Genomic DNA, 20558 nt, shown 5'->3' on the forward strand with positions numbered 1-20558 from the left:
GTTTAAAATAAGGGGGATAAAAAATGCTTAAAAAATATTTAAAAAAAATATTTAGTATATTTATGGTCACAAGTTGCCTTTTTATTCCTTATTTTTTTGTTTCTTGTGCTAACCAAACCACCATGCAAATGAGTACATTAACACCATGAGCAAAAGATTTTAAAATTAAAAATATTAATTTTTTTAAATCAATTGAATCAAAGTATAATAAACTAAAAAATCAAGACATTAACACAAAAAATACTGAAAATATCACTTTAAATCCTGATTTATTAAGCAATGACAGAGCGTTAGTTGAATCTGTAATTACCAATAAAAGTCAAATAGCAATTGTTAATAGTGTTTTTTTAAACAATCAATTTAATGAAACCCAAAAATACATTGATCTTGTTCATCCTATTCTACTTGCAAAAACATTTATTCCTAAATATGATGAAGATATGGTTTTTTATGATGCAAATAACAATGAAAAAATGAATGAAATTGTAAAAAAACAAAACAATGATTTTTCAAAAAAACCATATAGTCAATGAGATGATAAAGAATATGGTTTTAATTATGGTATTTATCAACACTTTTATGAACCCATTAATAAAAGTATAAATTACCAAAGAGGAGCAATTTTTATCACAGGAACTGACGAAGTCTTAAAAAAAATAAAAGAAGCTTGAAAAAATCGCGATTGAAAAACATTCAGTAGTTTTGGAATTGTAAAAAATCAAGACACAAGTTCTGCAACTAGATTTGTTTATCCTGAGTTTTTATTTAAAAAACACTTCAACAAATATAACAAACAATTTACTGGATTTAATAATGATGAAAATGCAAATCCAAATAATTACATCAATTATCCAATTCATAATTCAGCAACACATATGGGTCAAAGTATTTTTAAAGATTTTCATATTTTTTTAGGTGAAGAAAATGAATATGCATTTCACCATAATGACCCTGACAAAAATTACTTTTCAAGACCAGAGGGCGAAAAAATTGAAATTTTAACCTTAACTGATCCTTTTTTATTTTTTGTAGTTATTGCATCAAATAAATTAAGTGAAAAAGAGATTATTTTTTTACAACAAGCAATTTTAGAAACATCACAAGAAAATAAAGATGATTTCAGTTATAGAATAGGTATTAGTGGATATACAAAAGAAAACGCAAATAGAGAATATATTAAAAATTTTTATGATAGGGCTAGAAAATAATGAACACAGAGATTAGGCGCAATATTTTTACTTATTCTCTATATAAAAACAACAAATTAATTAAAAATAAATTAAAACCTCAAACAAAAATTTTAATTGCTATGTTTTTAATAGCAATTGCTTCAGTTGCTATTTGAAGAACTAATTTTTTGGCTAGTTCTGGTGGTTTTAATCTATTTTTTGAAAGTCTGAAAAATATTTTTAAACCGTTTCAAACATCTACATATTTACAAGAAAAAAACTTATGAGTTTTAAGTTTAAAATTTTTATGATTAAGTTTTAAAGTTACATTTTTAGGTACTGTTTTAGGTACTGTTTTTGCTTTATTTACTGCATTAATCGGAAATATAAAAACTAACAATAAAATTCAATCATATGTAATTAGATTTATTATTTTATTTTTTAGAAGTTTTCCCGAATTAATATACTTATACTTTTTTACAACTAGTTTAAGTGGCGAAATATCATCTGTTTTATTAATAAGTTGATTTAGTTGAATATGACTACATAAATTTATTTCAGAAGCTATTGAAAATGTGCCTTCTAACATTTATAAAAGACTAATTAAATTAGGTTATTCAAAAACCCATATTTTATTTAGATATATTTATCCTTCAATTAAAAATAAGATAATAATTTTTAGCTTATATTCATTTGAATCAAATTTAAGATGAACTTCTGTATTTAGTACCTTAGGAGTAGTTGGTATTGGACAACTTTTAAATTATGCAAATGAAAGCATTTATAAAATGCATGAATTATTAATTCCCTTACTTGTTTTTGTTATTTTTATTAGTATATTAGAATGATTTAGTTATATTACAAACAACTATTTATTGATTGCAAAATCCAAAAAAGTCACACAAGAAAATTTCTTTAAAATTAATAAAAATAAAAAAAATAAAACTATAGGAATTATATTTATACTTGTTGTATTAATTATTTCAACAATTTTTATGCTTTTTAGCATTAAAAACATACATTTTTATCCAAATGCACTAAAAAGTATTTTTAATGATTTAATTAATCCAAATTGGAATATAGTAACTCAAAATGACAATATATTTTTAATTATTTTAGACTTATTTTTAGAAATATATATCACAATTGTTCTAGTAATTATTCTTACTTATATTAATCTAAGACTTACAAATCAAAAAACAAATAATTTATTTTCTATGCATATTTTTAGATTCATAAGTACATTTATTAGAATCGTTCCTACGATTGTAATTTTCTTTACTATTGGAATTATTTTCAAAAGACCAGCGGCTGCTTTTGTTATTTCTTTTGCCATCCACTCATCAACAGTTATTTCAAAACAATTAAACGAATCAATTTCTAAAATAGAAGATAAAAATATTAATAATTTAATAAGACAAGGATGATCACAAGGAAGAATTTTTAGATCATATATTTTACCTTATATAAAAAATAATTCATCCACTTTTTTAATTCTAGAAGTAGAAAAAAATATTCGAAATTTTATAAACTATGGTTTATTTGGAGCAAGTAATTTCGGTTTAGCTATGGTATACAGTCAAAGATCTTCATATAGAGATATCACACCATATGTATGAATTTCTGTATTTTTAATAATGATAACTAATATTTATTTTAATTATTTAAAGAACAAAAAAATTAACTTAAAACACAAAAAAATAAAATTTTCACAAATTTAATGAGCCTTATTTACTTTTTTTTATACATTTTTTTGATAAAATTAAATTAGGTGTTTTCACCAACATAATAGAATTATGTAAATATATTTATTTTATAAAGGAAAAATATGCCAACAACAACAACAGTTCACTGAACTGACAACCTTGTTAAAATATTACAAGCACAAGGTATGTGAGGTGGTGTTTTAGCTACATTTGCTTTTATTATCATTGGATATGTTGTAACACGTAAAGGTATCTTTACAAAAGAAATTAATGGAAAGTTATCTAAATTTTTAATTAGTTTTGCGTTACCATTCCTATGTATTATTGCATTTATGCAACCAGCTAATGCATCATTAGGAAAAGAAATTGGTGTTGTAATAGGTGTTTCAATAGCATTTTATGTTATAGCAGCAGTTATTTCAACATTAGTTGTAAAATTTGGAGCAAACTTAGTACCAAAATTAGTTACTAAAAAAGCAGAACAAATTTTTGCAGAAAAACAAACTGGGGATGCAGTAGCATATAAAGATGAAGCTATTAAAGATATCCAAGCAAAATTACTAACAACAGTATTAATGCTATCTTATGGTTCATTACAATTCTTTGCTTACCCATTAGTTATTGCAATGAGTGGAACAATATTTAACGGTTCAGCTCTAGCATTAGCACAAATATGATGTATTCCATATATGATTGGAGCATTCTCATATGTAATGCTTTCATACTCAGGAGAAAAATTCTCTAAAAAGAATATTAAACCTATTTTAAAAGCAGTATTTAGCCCAATGATGTGTGCTTTATACTTATCACTAATATTATGAGCTCTACAATTTGCAGCACCATCAAAATATGCAATTGTAAACAGTATTCCATATCAAAAAGTTGAAAAAGGAGCTCAATTCTGAGCTGGATTCAAAGCAAACTTACCTGCATTAGGTAAAATATTAGATTCAGGAGTTGCAATTATTTCACCATTAGCATGAATGATTATTGGAGGAACATTAGCTTCTTCAAATCTTAAAAAAGCAGCAGCAGATAAAAGTGTTTGAGTAACTACATTACTAAAATTAATATTAATGCCATTAATTATGTTCTTAATTGGATTAGTATTAGTAAAATCAGGTGCAATTTCAGCATCAACAGGAGTTCTATTAACACTATTAGGAGCTACTCCACCAGCAGCAGTATGTATTATATTCTCAGTTGCCGCAGGTCACTCAAAATCAGTATATACAGCAGAAGTTTCATCATTGTCAACATTACTATGTCTAGTAGCAATGCCAATATGAATCATTATTGCTTATGTAACATTCAACTAATATTAATATATACAAAAAACACAGCAGTTGCTGTGTTTTTTCCTTATGTTTTTATTTTTTATCTTTATTTTTAATTCCATCGTTATGGCATTTTCTACAGCGAGCCTCATAATTTGATGTGTTATCTAAAAGCAATACATCTGCATCATTTGATTTTCTATATGAACAACTTGCTAGATTATGACACACGACGCAAACAGCTTGAAGTTTTGTTACTCTTTCTGCCAAAGACAATATTTGTGACATATTATAAAAAGGTCTTCTTAAAAAATCTTGATCTAATCCACTTACAATCACTAAAAAACCCTTATTTGCAAGTTCATTAACAACTTGAACAATATCATCTCCAAAGAAATGAGCTTCGTCAATTACAATGGCATTTGTATCTTCGTTTATTAATTCATAAACTTTTTTAATATCATCTAATACAAACGTTTTATGTTCTGTTCCTGCTCTTGATACTATTTTGGAGATACTAAATCTGGTATCGAATGAGGGTTTTATAACTAATATATTATATTTTGCATATTCTAAAATTCTAATACGTCTTAAAAGCTCTTCACTTTTACCGCTAAACATTGGTCCTGTTATTACTTCTATCATTCCATTGGAAAATTTATTGTACATAGTTTGCTCCTTTAATTATTTAAATAAAAACAACTCAATAGTTGTTTTTAAGTTTAATCTTCATCAATAACACAAATTATTTCATAATTGATATTTTGATTCTCTTTTTTTATTTTTACCTGAAATAGTTTTTTATTTGCTCAAAATGTATAATCACCTGAACGTTCATTTAAAGTTAAAATATTTACTGGAATAAAAGTAGTTTCTGATTCCTTAACTAAACAATCAATTGTTCATCCATATTTTGATGTATTGTCATTATATGAATGAAAATGCATGTTTCTGCCTGCAAAATCTTGTTGTGTTTGTTCTTCATTACTAAAATACTTATTTCAAATATTTATTGCTTGTTCTTTAGGTATATTCATTTTAATCACCATTATATTTTTCTGTAATTAATTTGGGGTTAAAAAGTAAATTTTGTATTATGTTATTTTTAACATCTATTGAAATCAAAAATTTAAATTGTTTGATTTTTAATTTATTTAAATTTGGTGTTATTGATATAAGTTGATTAACTTTATCAAAATAACTTTTAAGAATTAAGTTATCAAATTTATAATATTCTAACTGATTATTATTGTCAATATTAGCATAAATTGCATCAAATGTAAAATGGTCGATTAATTCTAAAAATTTTTCTAAATTAGTTAAATTATCATTTTTATAATTTAATATAAAGTCAGTTATATCTATTTCAAATTGTTGAGTACTTTTAACATTTACGTTAGTATAAACGCCTTTAAATGGATTTAAAATATTTTCTGAAACATTTACATTTTTAAAATCTTTATCTGGGTTATTTTTTATAATTTGATCTAATTTTTTAATATTAGTGTCGTAGTCTTCATATCTTTTTTTAGTAGTCTCTAAAGATGAAACTATTTTATTAACTTCTTCATTTAACTGACTATCATTTATTGATTTAATTTTTAAAAGTTTTTGAATAAATTCAATTTTATTTTTTGGTTCATTAAACATTGTATTTTTAAATTCTTGATTAATATTTGAACCTTTAAAATAAGGGGTTAATTTGTATTTGAAAATATTATCAAAATCTTTTGCTGTGCTTGATTTAACTTTAGAAATTTTAAAACTGTTAATTAAATCAATTGGTTGAGATTTAAACTCTATTATATTATTTTTAATTTCTGATTCTATTTTTAAATTTTCTAAATTACACACATCAATTGCGCCATCTTTTATTGGTTTAAAAGGGGTATCTTTTTTTGTACTAGTTAAAATTATAGGAACTAAAATAATACCAATAAAACAACTTAATAGTCCACTTAACATTAAATAAGAAAATTTAAATAATCGAGTTTTTTTTGACTTATTTGAAGCTATTCTTTTTTTCATAAAATTATTATAATATATTTATAAAATAAAAAAATTATTTTAAATTTTTGAGTCTAAAATATAAAATAAGTCATAAATTCTTTTTTTATTAATTCGTGATAAAAACTCATCATCTAATTTTCCTTTATTAATTAAATAAGCAACAAAGTTGACTATAATTCTATACTTAATAAAGTTATCAGGTTTTTTGATTTGATAAGTTTTTCAAAATAATTTTTCTTGGTCATTATTTCATTGCATATGTTCAAATAAAATGGCAATATCGATAAAAGGATCATTTTTAGAAGCATTTTCCCAACCTATTAAAAACACACTTTGTTTCTTCGAAAAGAAAATTGTATTAATTGATAAATTATTATGACAATTACTTGTTGGTTTTAACCTTAAAATTCATTTATAAATTTTATTTAACATATTAGAATTAAAATCTTGGCGAATATTTTGCTCACCCACTGAGCATATTAATGCTTTTAATCTATCTTCTATATTATATTTAGGAAAATCAACTTTAGAACTATGCAATATTTTCATAGCTCTTGCTAATGCTCGTATTCTCATATTATTAAAAGTTAATATATGATTTCTTTCCATTCATTTTCAAATAATAATTTTTTCATCTTCATAAATATAAGGAGGAACAAAATAAAAATTATCTAATTCTTTTATATTTAAATTTCTTTTGAAGCTACTTTTATTTTTTTGAATAATAAAATAAGAGTTATAGTTATATTTTTTTGTTTGAAATGGTTCTAATGCTCTTGAAAGTTTAGGGATAGGAATTTCTTGATGTATATAAAATTGTTCAAATCCTGTTTTTAAATATTGTTTAACAATATAAATATATTCATCAAATTTTTTATCATCTAAATTAAATTCGCTTATCAAAATATTTCTATCTATCCCTAAATTAATATGCGCCATAACAGGGTCAACGTATTTGGAATTTAATGAACAATTACCAAAATCAATAATTTTTACTTTTCCTGACTTATTTACTAAAATATTTGATCTATTTATGTTGTTGTGACAAAAAACTAGATCTTCGTTTAGATGTTTTTTAATAATTTCATCATATTGAGGATCATCTATTTTATTTAAATATCAATTAAATTCACTTAATTGAATATCTAATTTTTGTAATTCTTTAATTTCTTTAATTATATTTTTTGTAATTGTTTTATCAATATGAACATATGTAAGATCATTTCCAAAAAATCATTTTTTAATTAAGTACCCGTCTTTATAAAATAAGTAATCATCAAAAGAATTAGCAATAATTTCTTCTTGAGTGGCACTTATATTTTCTAATTTAGGGATTCTTATTTGCACAATAATATTTTTGTATTTAGCTTGATAAGTTTTATTTTTAAAAGATTCATAAATAAAATATACATCAGATACTTTAGAAGTTATTATTGGTCCAAATACTAATGTAATTTCATCTAAAAATTTAGTAAGTTCTAATTTTGATAGTTTTTCCATTTGCATAATTAATCTCGTTTCATAATACTAAGTTTTTCAAAATAAGGTTCAATTTTATTTATGCAATGTGTTTCATCAAATGGTTTTTTATCTTGTTTATTAACTCATAAAACCACTAGGTAATTTACCAAAATTCGATGTATTTGTAAAATATATGGACTAAAATCATCTCCATAACCCTCTAAAAACACCTCAACTTGTTGATCATTTAAATTTTGTGATTCAATAAAGTAAGCTAAATCAAAATGAATATCACCCATAGTAGCATATTCTCAATCAAGTAAATAAATTTTATTGGTTTTATTTTGTTTTATAAAATTTGCTAAAATAACATCATTGTGACAAGGCGCTGATGTATCAACATTTTTTAAAAATAAATTAATTTTTTTGTAATATTTATCTAAAACTGGAATTTTTATACCTTTATCGTGAATTATTTTTCTATAAACCTTAAATCTTCTTGCTAAATTATTAGCTGGTAATTTCATTTTTGAATTATGTAAAGTAATTAATAATTTACCAGCTTCTTTTAAAAATTCATCATCTAATTCTGGTGTTTTACCATCTATGAAATTAGTTATTAAATAATCTTTATTATCTTCAATAGCGCCAGGATAAAAATCAAATACATTTAAATCTTTATAATTTACTGCATGATTAAAACCTTCATAAGTTTTTTTCTTTACAAAATAATTATTTTGTGAATCATAAAACACTTCATTAGTAAATCCTTGCTTTTCATATTTTTTCATATTTTCCTTTCTTATAAAAATTCACAAAATAATTTGTGAATTTTGCTATTAAAAATCAATATTTGAGGCATATCTTGCATTTTCTTGAACAAATTCACGACGAGGTTCAACTTCTTCACCCATCAATGTTGTAAAAATAGTATCAGCAGCTGCAAGATCTTGAATTTGGACTTGCAACATTTTTCTATTTTCAGGATTCATAGTTGTTTCTCAAAGCTGTTCAGGATCCATTTCACCTAGTCCTTTATATCTTTGGATATTTACTTTTGTTTTATCAATTGATGCTAAAATTTCGTCTTTTTGTTCATCTTTATAAGCATATTTAACTGTTTTTCCATAAGTTATTTTATATAATGGAGGTTGAGCTAAATAAACAAAACCATATTCGATAAGAGGCCGCATATAACGGTAGAAAAATGTTAAAAGTAGTGTAGTGATGTGTGCACCATCAACATCGGCATCTGTCATAATAATTATTTTGTGGTATCTTAATTTATTAATGTTAAATTCATCCCGTATACCAGTTCCTAAAGCATGGATTAATGTACCAATTTCTTTGTTTTCTAAAACTGATTGAATACTGTTTTTTTCTGAGTTAATGACTTTTCCACGTAATGGCAATATAGCTTGAATAGATCTATCACGACCCATTTTTGCACTACCACCAGCAGAATTACCTTCGACTATAAATAATTCAGTTAATTCAGCATTCTTAAGTGATGAGTCAGCTAGCTTACCTGGTAAATTACCAAAATCTAAACCATCTCTTTTTCTTGATGCCTCAGATGCTGCTTTTGCAGCTAATCTAGCATGTTGAGCTTTAAGACATTTTTCAATTATAGATTTTGCTATTTGTGGATTTTCTAATAAATATCTTTCAAGAGTTTCACTTAAAACTTTATTTGTTGCACTACGAGCATCTTTATTTTCAAGTTTTCCTTTTGTTTGACCTTCAAAAATTGGATTTGTGTGTTTAATAGAAATAATAGCTACAAGCCCATCCTTAACATCATCTTTTGTTAGTCTTTCTTTGTCTTGCTTGATTAATTTATTTTCTTCAGCTCATTTATTAAATATTCTTACAAGCGCATCATTAAATCCTTGTTCATGTGTTCCACCTTCATTTGTTGATATATTATTTGCATATGAAACAACATTAGTTGAATAAGTTTCATTATATTGCATTGCTACTTCAACAAGTACATCACTTGCATTTTGAATACGAGAATCTAAAAATGATCCTTCAGCATAAATAATATCTGGGTTGATAGGTTTTTTACCTTTAGAAAGTTCTGAAACATAATCAACTATTCCACCTTCAAAGTAAAATGATTTAAATACTTGTTTAGTTAAATCATTGACATTTATTCTTAAACCTTTATTTAAATAAGCAGTTTGTTTTGCCCTATCTGCAATTAATCCAAAATCAAAATTATTTTTTTCCATAATTTTAAAATCTGGGTGAAACATAACTCTAGTTCCTGTTTCTTCATCTTTGTATTCATCAATTATTTTTAATTCATCACTTGGTTTTCCACCATTTGAATAGTGTTGATAATAAACGTTTCCATGTTTTTTTACTCAAACTTGAAAATCATCACTTAGAGCATTAACAACACTTGCACCAACTCCATGCAATCCACCAGAAACTTTATAACTTTCAGAATCAAATTTTCCCCCTGCATGTAAAACAGTAAACACAGTTTCAACTGTACTTATTCCTGTTTTAGGATGCTTATCTACAGGTATTCCCCGACCATTGTCAATTACTTCAATAACATTGTTAGGGTGTAAATTAATTGTTATTTGATCACAAAAACCAGCCATAGCTTCATCGACTGAGTTATCTACAATTTCTCAAATTAAATGGTGTAATCCTTTAAATCCAATACTACCAATGTACATACCCGGTCTTGTTCTAACTGCTTCTAGTCCTTCAAGAACTTGAATATTACTTGCTGTATATTGGTCTTTTGTTGTATTATTGTTGTTTTTTGTTTCCATAAAACCTCACTTATATATAAATTTTACTCTAAAAGGTTGTTTTTTTAATAAATATATTTATTAAAAAAGAACTAAATAAAAATAAAAAAACACACCAGTGTTTTTTAAATTATTTTTTTATAAAGATGACGTATCAACATCTTGTCTTTCTAGCTCTGTAGCTGTAAAGAAAGGTAAATTATGTAATTTCATATTATTTGCAACAACTATTGCAGGGAATTTATAAAGCATAGAATTAAAGTCAGTAACTCTTGCATTGTAGATTCTTCTTGCTGAATAAATTTCATCTTCTTGCATAACTACTTCATTTGAAAATTGTTGATATAGTGAACTTGCTTTTAAATCAGGATATTTTTCAAATGTAATTTTTAGACCATTTGTTACACTACTTAAAAGATTTTGTGTTTCTTGTAAATTGTTTAAATCATTAAAATTAGTATCTTGAATCTGTGAACGATATTTAGTAATTTGTTCCAATAATTCTTTTTCATGAGTTTTATAACCTTTAACAGAGTCCATCATTTTAATTAATGTTGCACGACGTTTAGCTTGCGCAGCTTGTATTGTAGAAGAAGCTTCTTGGGCTACCACTTGTTTTTGATTAAATTTATTTTTATATTTTACTGGCAGTATTCAAATAAAAAATAATGTAAAAGGCGAAGCAATTACTAGTAGTAAATAAAACATTACTTTTTGTAAAGTTGAGGCTTTTGCATGTTGAATGGTGTTATCAACATTTATTGTTACATTTTGTTGTTCGTTTCTTGAATCAAATAACATAAAATTACTCCTTAAAATTAAATATACTTATATTATATATTATTTATAAAAGATACCATTTCCATTGTTATATTTTTAGGTATTTCATTCGGTTCGTTTATAAATACATATATTCCTTCTGAATCAATTTCTAAAGAATAGAAATTACGATATGTTTTAAATAGATTATTAAAATTTTTAATAATTTCTATTGAATCATTCAATAGTTCTTTATCAATATTTAACTGAAAATTTCAGTACAATTTGTGTGTTAAAATAGTATAAAGTAAACTTTTATCCTCTGTATCATAAACAGAAATTGAATCATCCGTTTTATTTACAAATGAATTTATAAATTGGTTATTTTTTAATTTATAGTTAGAACTAAAAATAATTGTTTTATTTTCTGAAAATTTAATATAATCATCATAATCTACACGAACAGAAACAGCACCAACATTAAAATCACTTACTGTAACATATTTAATTTTCTTTTCAATATATCAACTTCATTGATCTAAATTAATAAAGTGAACATTATTTCCTAAAACTGATCTTTGAAACTTTTCATAAATAAAATCTCTAGCAGGTTTTTTAGTCTTTAATGAAAAATATTTGTTGTTATTCAACTTATTGATAAAAAATAAATTATTGTATGTTTGTGTGTCGTGATTCTGAATGTTTTGTTTATCTACATATTCAAATGAAAATTGTTTATTTTCATTATATGTTTCACTTGCTAAATATTTATTTGAAAAAATTAAAGTCAATGAAGCAAGAATATCTTTTATATATTCTTTTATGTAACTTTTAACTTCTAATTTTATATCTTCAATCGATAATGTCTCAGAATTTTTAGTGTGAGTTATTTTTAAAAATCAATCGGAATTATTTTTCAAAATTTTATTATAGACTTCATGTTTTTTGTTGTAAACTATAAATCCATTTGAAGTTTTTTCAAAATCAGCATTAAATATATTGTTTTTTGTTGCATAATCATATCAATCAATATATTTTTCTTGAGTTATTAATTGAAAAAAGTTTACAAAACTTAACTCATCATTATATTTAAAATTATATCTTGAATAAATTTCTTTATTTTCTAAAATAAGTTCATTTCTTTTAGTCATTTTCTTAACTTGTTGTGCTGTTAAAGGTTGAGTAGAAATAAACCTTAAATTAGGTAAATAATTTGTTAAATATAAAGTTGTATGTATTTGATTTAAAAACGGTGCAGGGTGTTGATAATTAGCAACAACTGTTTTTGTATATGTTTTGCCATCTTTTACGTATCTTACCAATCTTGAACCAGTATATAATATATTTGAATATGTTAAATTATAAAAATCTAGGTCGTAGAAAAAATTATTTCTAATATCATATTTTTCAATACTTCTAAAAAATATTGGTACCTTTGGATTTGTAACATTAATATTCTCTAAAACTTCATGAAAATTATTGTTATTTACTTTAAAAATCCCCATTTGACTTAGTATAAATTTCTTTACATCATTTAATGAAAATGAGTTAAAAATTTGATATAAAAGTTTTTGTTTCTCATTTGTAATTTGTGCAATAACTTTGTTTTTATTGGTTCTGAAATTATTAAATTCATTAATAACATTTTTATTTTTCTTAAAAATTTTTCAAAATGCAAACCCAATTAACACAAAAAATAAAGCAAAAATTATAAAGTTAATAAACTTTTTAAGTTTTACTGATAAACTTTTTGCTTTTTTTTCTATATCTTCACGATGCATTTTAATTTGTTTAAGTTTAAGATTTACATTTGCTTCAACATTATTATTAATTTGTTTGTATCTTAAATCTATAAATTTATTAATATAAGCTTCTATTTCATGAACATTTTTTTCATAAAAATTTGTAATGGGATTTATATGAATATTTTCATAAGATATATCAGTATCTTTATTTTCCATATCTTCCATCCTGTGAATCTAAGTTTAAATCTTCTTCATCTTTTATAAGTGAAAATCTTTTTTGTTTTTTAAATTCATTTTCTGATTTATTTAACGTATAATTTTCAAAATCACTTGCAGTTATAAAAGTACTATTATTTTCATTTTCTTGAGTTGATATAATGTTTTGTTCAATAAATGATTGTTCTTTAGTAACATCATTAAAAGTTGAATTATTATTTTTTTTATCAAAGTCAATAATTTCAAATTCTGTTGTGTCAAAAGGATTATCATCTAAATAATCAAGTTTTACTTCATCAGACGCTGTTTTTTCATCTATTGATTCTAATTTATTAAATAAATTATCATCTTCTAAATTAATATTTGCAGTTCATGACTCTATATTTTCATATTTTTTGGTTGTTTTTATAGCATTATTTTTATAATTTGTTTTATTGTAACTATCATTTTTGCGTTTTGCAGACATTCTTTTTGCTCTTGAAAATGAAAATAAATAAAATTTATGTGTTGGTATAAAAAATATGATTATAGACAAAATAAATAAAATTATTGAAAGTACTATTGCTAAAAATTGGCTACCTATGCTACTAAAAATAGCAAATATAAAACTAGAAAATATTCCTGATGTGAACTTATTGGGTAGTGCAGAAGAAGTTGCATTTGAATAATCTTTAAATCAACTATTAAAAACTTTAGGAATGTTATTCCCTACATGTGACATTTTTTCATAACTAGATACATTGTAAATCATTCCAGCAAAAATTGTAACTACAAAACTAAAAACTAAATATCTTGTAAAAGAAAAGAAAAAGTGTTTTAAAGTAATTTTTCCTTCTCAATCAAAAATTTTCATAATCGAAAATAAAATAATAGCAAAATAAAAAAGTGATGAGTTAAATCCAAATAAAGCACCTAAAGTGTAAGAGTGAATGGTTGTTAATACTACAATATCAAAAAATGAAATTATTCAAAAGAAAAATACAATAAAAGCTACGATTGTAAAAACAAAAGTAGGAGTTTTTCAAAATTTAATTTTTTTAATTTTTATTGTATTCTTTCTTTTAAATATATTATTAAATTTCATATAAATTCACCACCACAAGTGGTTCTTTAAAAAGAACTTTAAATATTTTTTTTCTAATAACTTTTCTTAATTTTTCCTGAATATCACGTAAATTTACTGTTTTTGGATCTAATTCTTCAAATTCTTTATTAAAACATTTTGAAACAATTTCATTTATTTGTTCTTTGTTTTCTTTACTTATGATTCCATAACCTATAACATTAATTTCACCCAATGGCTGTTTAGTTTTATAATCTATTAAGCAAGAAACACCAATCATACCATCACGAGCCAATGTTTCTCTTTCTTTAATTACTTCATATGAAATATCACCAACTCCAAATCCATCAATAATAACATCACCAACGTGTCTTATTGAGTGTTTTTGAGATATTAATTTGTATTTTTCAAATTCCGCTACTTTTCCATTATTTAAAATAATACAGTTATTTAAGTTCATTTTTGCTTCAGAAACAGCATCGTTTACTGCAACTGTTAAATAACGGTATAAACCTTGAATAGGAATAAAATATTCTGGTTTAAGTGTTTTTATTACATCAACAATATCTTGTTTAGCAGGGTTACATGAATAATATTCAAAACTTGATAATTCTATTAAATTAGATGTAGTTCTTGCAATTTCATCAAGCGTTAAAGCATATTTAACTTCTAAACCATTAACAGGAGGAGCTATAAATATAACAGCATCAGTTTCCTTAAATTTTAAATAAACATCATTTGAAGAAGCAATTCTTAAAAATCTTGTATATAATCTCTCAATTGCTCCAGTAACTAAAATAACAGCATTATCTACTTCATTTGCAATTTTATAATCAAGAAATTCAGGGAGTTGTAAATTAGGTGACATCTTTTTAACTAAAGATATTAATTTAGAATAGTTTAATCCATATGTTATAACTGGTCTATTATATTTTTTAGCTAATAATAAAATTTCATGTGCTGTAATCATATCTTCATCGTATAAACCAACAATTATTCTATTATTTGTTTTAGTTTCTATGAATTTATACTCAACTTGACCAGTAATTCATAATTTATCAATTGTTCTACCTGGTGAATTGGAATGTCCAGAATCCATAATTAAAATTTTTAAAGGATCATCTGGAATTTGTTTTTTAATTCTTTGTAAATCTGTATTTCCATAAGGCCCCAAATTACCAACCACAAAATTAGTTAAAAATAAAATATTTCCATTTTTGTAATTAAAATTTAATCCCTGAATTCCTGGTAAAGCACCTGCTAATGGTATTGGGGTTATTTCTACATTATTTAATTTCATTTTTTGATTAAATGTAATAACTTCAAAATCGTTATGTTCAATATTGTATTTCGAAATTCTTTCTAAAATAATAAATTTATTAAAACTAGATGTATAGATTTTTAAACCTCTAATTCTCATTAACAATCAAGGTAAAGCACTGAAACTTTCGTTGTGTATATCAGTTATAAAAACACCCGCAATATTTTTTTCATGTTTTTCTAAGTAATCAAAATCAGAGATTAAAGTATCTATTCCATTATGACTATTAATCGGAACTTTTGTTCCCGAATTTATAATATAAATTTTTGATTCTATTTCTAAAATGTAACAGTTTTTTCCATTTTCATCTTGTCCACCTAAGGCGAAGAAGTTAACTTTTTCCATTTTATTCCTTTCATTATTATGTGAAATATTAAAAATAATAGTAATTTATTATTTAATATATATTATTAAATATTTTAAACTAAAACATGCAAATTAAGTCTTTTTAAATAAATAAAAAATGCGGCTGCATTTTTTATTGTGTATTTATTCTCTATCAAATGAATGAATAGCATTAAGTATAGCTTCTAAAACTTTATCAAAAGTTATTTTTTGAGTTGTTTGTCCTAATTTTATTGCTTGATTAATTGCTGAATTAACAGCATCTCTAAAACTATTACTATTTAAATCTGCAATATCTTGATAAGGAACAGGACCATTTTCATTTTCTGATTTTTCTATATTATCTAAAAATGTATTTAAGAATGGATTAGGAGCTGTTTTTCTATATTCTTTTACAAAATTATCTGATGGAAATAGGTACCCGCTTTTAAATGCAAATGTTTCTACTGGGGTCAATGATAATGTTAAACTCTTATTAACTGGAATTTGTATTTTATAATCTGAATATAGTCATTTTAAAAATATTTTTGTTGCTTTATCAGCCTTTTCACTTGCATGAAGTCCGATAATTGATGGACCTTGAACAATAAATGTTCCTCGATTTTTATCATTTGAATTGTTTTTTAAAGGAACAGAGGTTATAAGCGCTTCATTTTTTAACATTGATGGCTTAGAATTATTATCAATTTTATTGAAATTTTTTAATAATCAATATGCATAATAATTTTTTGGCAATTGTTTTTCTAGTTTATTGATTTCTTCAACGGTTTTTGCTGACTTAATTTCTGTTAAAATTCTATTAACTAATTTTATTTCGTTTTCACTTGGTGTTTTTTTTGTAAAGTAAATTTTTTGAAAATCTTCTTTGTTTTTTAAAAATAAATCTTTAGAAGGGCTTGAGTTGTGAAGAATTTTTAATTCTGATAAACCATTTGAAAATTCTTTTATTTCATTTATATTTTGATTTGTTATAAATGCAGAACTTTTTGCAGGTTTTTTGTTTTTTCATTCTGTATATTGTTGAGTATTATCTGGTTCTAAATTGTATAAAAATGTATCTGCACCAACTCCTGCTGTTCCATTTACTCAATCACCTATTCCTAAATATGATATTGTTTCATTTTTATATGAATATGATTGGGGTACATATTTTACGTAATTATATGCTAATGATGAAGATACACTATATAGCATTACATGTTGAGTTTGTAAAGTTGTTGAATTAAAATCAGTTGCAGTATTAAATTGTGTATAAAATCTTCCAGTATTAGCTAAATCTACATACTGTCTTAATAAAGAAGTGAATTCATTGTTTTCTTTTTGGGTAATAGTTTCATAATAATTTAAAATATATTGTTTTGATTTTAAAGGCTTTAAATAGTAATTATCAAAGTTATTATTTGCTTTATTATACATTTGCATAAATAATTCATTGACAGGATTGTCCATACCTAAAGTAAATAATTTATTCGTATTACCAATACTATTTAATATTTTTGCTATAAAATAGCTAAATTTTAACATTCCATCATATGTGGAAATAATAGAATCATCTAACTTATTAATTTCATATTGACTAAAATCTATTTGACTTGCTTCATTTAATTTTCATAAATTTTCTAAATAATCCTTTGAAGCCTGACTTTGTTGTTTAAATAAATCTAAGGATTCATTTAAAATTGAATTATTTTCATTAGATATCAATGCATCTGAATGTGTTTCTGAGTATTTAGTATTTAAAACATTTAAAATGTATCCTAGTAATAATTTATTAACACTTAGTATTTCAGAAGATTGTCCAAAAGGTAAAATTCATTTCTTTGAACTATCTAATCCTAATATTCTATATGATTCAATCGTAGATTTGTTTACTAAATCAGTATTAACATCATCGAGATCCAAAATCATATCGTGTGATCCTAAAAATACTGCTGTAGAAGGATAATTTAAAACTAAATTACCTAAGGTTTTTTTGTCTTTGGCAACTATTTTTTGCTTCAAATTATTATATACATCGTTATAACTGAAACCAAAATTATAATTAGATTCCACTTTTAATGCATCTTTTAATTCTTGATTATTTTCGTTATCATCTAAATATTTGTTATATTCTGAGATAATAGTTTCCAATGCATCATGTCTTTTAGCATCAGTTGTTGGTCCAAAATGAGAAATAATTCTAATTTTTTCTACAGTTTTGCCATTTTTTTTATCTTCTGTAAAATATGCATCTTGATCATATTTAGTTACTCTTTGACAGCTTGCTCCCATTACTGCGAAGGGAATAACTAAAGTAAAAACTCCTAATAATTTCAAAATATTTTTAAATTTAAACATAACTAAATTATATATGAAATATATAAAAACTTAAAAACACAAGAAAAAAATGTTATTTTTTTGTTTTTTTATTTAAAACTTTATAAAAAGTAAATAAAAAATACCAAGAATAATCTCGGTATTAAAAATATAAATAATTATTTTTTGTATAATTCTTTGATTTCGTGAGCAATTTTTTTAGCATCAACCATGAATAGAGGTTCTAATGCTGGTAAAGGAATTGTTACGTCTGGTCCAGCTAAACGAACTGGAGCAGCTTTTAAATCATCAAAGCAGTGTTCATTAACACGTGTAATAATTTCTGAAGCAATTGATAATGTTGAAACAGCTTCAGTAACAGCGATAACTTTTCCTGTTTTTTTAACTGAGTTAACAATTGTTTCTGTATCCATTGGTTTTAATGTTTGTAAATCAATAACTTCAACTGATCCCTCAAATCCTTCTTCATTTAATTGTTTTAGAGCTGCTAATGTTTCGTGAACCATGTGTCCATATGTTACAACTGTTAAGTCTGACCCTTCAACAATAACATTGGCTTTACCTAATTCAACTTTGTAGTATCCTTCAGGAATTTCTTGTTTGAAAGCACGGTAGTCACGTTTGTGCTCTAAGAAGATAACTGGATCTTCACTTTCCATAGCTGCAATCATTAATCCTTTTGTGTTGTAAGGTGTTGAAGGCATAACTACTGTTAGTCCTGGAATGTGTGAATAAATTGTTTCAATTGATTCTGAATGGTGTTCTAAAGCTTTAACTCCTCCACCTGCTGGCATTCTAAATACTGCTGGAACACTGTATTTTCCACGTGTACGGTTACGCATACGAGCTGCATTTGTACAAATTTGTGCTAATGCGTATCATGAGAATCCTGAGAATTGGAATTCAACAACTGGTCTTAATCCTGCAACTGCAGCTCCGATTGCTGTTCCTGCAATAGCTGATTCTGAAATTGGAGAATCTCAAACTCTATCTGATCCAAATTCTTGTTGTAATCCTTCTGTTGCACGGAAAACTCCACCTTCAAATCCTGCATCTTCACCATATAGAACGTATCTTTCATCTTTAGCGAACATTAATTTTAAAGCTTGGTTTAAAGCACCTATATTATTTACGGTAATTTTTTTATCTGACATAATTTATTTCCTTAAAATACTTTGTTATAAGTATTTTTTCCCTTCTTCAAATTGTTCTTTTAATTCAGGTGTAAGTTCTTTATATGTATATTTAAAGATGTCTTCATATCCTTCTTTTGCTAAATCTTCTGTTGATTGTGCATAAGCTTCTTTAGCTGCTTCAAATTGTTCATCTCAAATTTGAGTTTTAAGTTCTTCTGTTAAAATACCTTTTTCAAATAAGAATTTTTCAATACGGTGCATTGGTTCTCATTTTTCTTTTTCTTCTTCTAATTCACGTGAACGATATACACGAGGGTTATCTGAAGTGGTGTGTTGTCCTTGACGTCATGTAACAAATTCAACTAGAACTGGTCGATTTCCTTGACGAATATATTCAGCAACTTCTTTTGCTACTTCATATGAAGCTAATAAGTCATTTCCATCAACACGTAGTCCTGGAATATTATATGACATAGCTCTTTGTGATAATGTTGGAACTGCATAACTATTGTGTTCTGGTACTGAAATAGCTCATTGGTTATTAGCAACAACATAAAATACTGGTAAGTGACGAACCGCTGCTATGTTTAGTGATTCATGGAATTCACCTTCATTTGTTCCACCATTTCCAACTAATGTTAATACTAATGGTTTTTCAACTTTTTGTTGTTTTAATGCATATGCTACTCCAGCTGCATGTGATAATTGTGAACCAATAACAACTTGCATAGGTGTTGAATTAACATCAGCAGCAAAATGTGCACCTTGTTCTGAACCTCTTCAGTAGTTAAACATATTTTTCATTGTTACACCATGTGCAAGCATTGTAGCTAAAGCACGGTAGTGAGGTACTAATCAATCTTTTTTATTTAAAATTGCACCTAAAGCACTTAAAAATGCTTCTTCCCCTAAGTTAGGTGCAAATGTTCCTAAACGACCTGTTTTTTGTAATTGTAATGCATACATGTCTCATTGACGTGACATTATCATATATTTGTACATTTGTAATAATTCTTCATCTGTAGCTGTTGTTTTGTAGTTTTTGTCGATTAAATCTCCATTAACATCTACTAAACGAATCATTTCATCTTTATCTGACATTACTAGGCCAGGTTTAATATATTTGAAATCCATTTAAAATATTTCCTTTCGTTTTCTTTGCAATTTTTTATGCATATATATTATAAATTATATTTTCGAAAAAATTTTTAGAAATCAAGTAAAAAAATATTGAAAAGCAAAAAAATAATGTTAAAAATA

Annotated in this window: 16 protein-coding genes; 3 read left to right on the plus strand and 13 right to left on the minus strand. The window is 24.8% G+C overall.

Going from position 1 to position 20558, the window contains the following annotated elements; genetic code table 4:
* Positions 1-62 precede the first annotated feature (62 nt).
* From cypl to KQ877_RS01375, 3 genes are all read left to right on the plus strand, one after another.
* Positions 63-1208, plus strand: coding sequence for an ABC transporter thiamine pyrophosphate-binding lipoprotein p37/Cypl (gene cypl / locus KQ877_RS01365; protein WP_216488661.1), 1146 nt, complete (start codon positions 63-65; stop codon positions 1206-1208).
* Positions 1208-2890 carry an ABC transporter permease subunit gene (locus KQ877_RS01370; protein ID WP_216535818.1) on the plus strand — a complete coding sequence of 561 codons (1683 nt, stop codon included), beginning with the start codon at positions 1208-1210 and terminating at the stop codon, positions 2888-2890. The genes cypl and KQ877_RS01370 overlap by 1 nt, the downstream gene beginning before the upstream one ends.
* A gap of 107 nt (positions 2891-2997) precedes the next feature.
* Positions 2998-4194 carry an AEC family transporter gene (locus KQ877_RS01375; RefSeq protein WP_216488657.1) on the plus strand — a complete coding sequence of 399 codons (1197 nt, stop codon included), beginning with the start codon at positions 2998-3000 and terminating at the stop codon, positions 4192-4194.
* Between the two features lie 51 nt (positions 4195-4245).
* Here the strand turns inward: KQ877_RS01375 and KQ877_RS01380 are convergent, their stop codons facing one another.
* The 13 genes from KQ877_RS01380 to KQ877_RS01440 form a co-directional block, all read right to left on the minus strand.
* Positions 4246-4821, minus strand: a complete 576-nt coding sequence (locus KQ877_RS01380; protein WP_216535819.1) for a thymidine kinase — start codon at positions 4819-4821, stop codon at positions 4246-4248.
* A gap of 53 nt (positions 4822-4874) precedes the next feature.
* Entirely contained in the window at positions 4875-5189 is a 315-nt protein-coding gene (locus KQ877_RS01385; protein WP_216488653.1) for a hypothetical protein, read from the minus strand.
* Position 5190: 1 nt separating this feature from the next.
* On the minus strand, positions 5191-6180 hold the full coding sequence (locus KQ877_RS01390; RefSeq protein WP_216535820.1) for a hypothetical protein: 990 nt from the start codon (positions 6178-6180) through the stop codon (positions 5191-5193).
* Between the two features lie 39 nt (positions 6181-6219).
* Positions 6220-7662: a phosphotransferase family protein gene (locus KQ877_RS01395; RefSeq protein ID WP_216535821.1), complete on the minus strand. Its 1443-nt coding sequence runs from the start codon at positions 7660-7662 to the stop codon at positions 6220-6222.
* A gap of 8 nt (positions 7663-7670) precedes the next feature.
* Positions 7671-8414 (minus strand): phosphotransferase, encoded by a 744-nt coding sequence (locus KQ877_RS01400; protein ID WP_216488647.1) that lies wholly within the window; start codon positions 8412-8414, stop codon positions 7671-7673.
* A 48-nt stretch (positions 8415-8462) separates the two neighbouring features.
* A complete protein-coding gene (gene gyrB / locus KQ877_RS01405; protein ID WP_216535822.1) occupies positions 8463-10418 on the minus strand; it encodes a DNA topoisomerase (ATP-hydrolyzing) subunit B in 1956 nt (651 codons plus the stop codon).
* Positions 10419-10535: 117 nt separating this feature from the next.
* Positions 10536-11198, minus strand: a complete 663-nt coding sequence (locus tag KQ877_RS01410) for a LemA family protein (RefSeq protein ID WP_216488644.1) — start codon at positions 11196-11198, stop codon at positions 10536-10538.
* Positions 11199-11230: 32 nt separating this feature from the next.
* Positions 11231-13117: a hypothetical protein gene (locus KQ877_RS01415; protein ID WP_216535823.1), complete on the minus strand. Its 1887-nt coding sequence runs from the start codon at positions 13115-13117 to the stop codon at positions 11231-11233.
* The gene (locus tag KQ877_RS01420) at positions 13107-14201 is read right to left on the minus strand and encodes a hypothetical protein (RefSeq protein ID WP_216535824.1); all 1095 of its coding nucleotides are present in this window, start codon (positions 14199-14201) and stop codon (positions 13107-13109) included. The genes KQ877_RS01415 and KQ877_RS01420 overlap by 11 nt, the downstream gene beginning before the upstream one ends.
* The gene (locus tag KQ877_RS01425) at positions 14191-15846 is read right to left on the minus strand and encodes a ribonuclease J (protein WP_216535825.1); all 1656 of its coding nucleotides are present in this window, start codon (positions 15844-15846) and stop codon (positions 14191-14193) included. The genes KQ877_RS01420 and KQ877_RS01425 overlap by 11 nt, the downstream gene beginning before the upstream one ends.
* 144 nt (positions 15847-15990) lie before the next feature.
* Positions 15991-18183: a P68 family surface lipoprotein gene (locus tag KQ877_RS04135; RefSeq protein ID WP_216535826.1), complete on the minus strand. Its 2193-nt coding sequence runs from the start codon at positions 18181-18183 to the stop codon at positions 15991-15993.
* Positions 18184-18320: 137 nt separating this feature from the next.
* Positions 18321-19316, minus strand: coding sequence for an alpha-ketoacid dehydrogenase subunit beta (locus KQ877_RS01435; protein WP_216488634.1), 996 nt, complete (start codon positions 19314-19316; stop codon positions 18321-18323).
* Between the two features lie 24 nt (positions 19317-19340).
* Positions 19341-20432 carry a thiamine pyrophosphate-dependent enzyme gene (locus KQ877_RS01440; RefSeq protein WP_216535827.1) on the minus strand — a complete coding sequence of 364 codons (1092 nt, stop codon included), beginning with the start codon at positions 20430-20432 and terminating at the stop codon, positions 19341-19343.
* Positions 20433-20558 lie beyond the last annotated feature (126 nt).

Origin of the sequence: Mycoplasma zalophi (genome assembly GCF_018914005.1) — a bacterium.
In the GTDB taxonomy this organism is placed as follows: Bacteria; Bacillota_I; Bacilli_A; order Mycoplasmatales; family Metamycoplasmataceae; genus Metamycoplasma; species Metamycoplasma zalophi_A.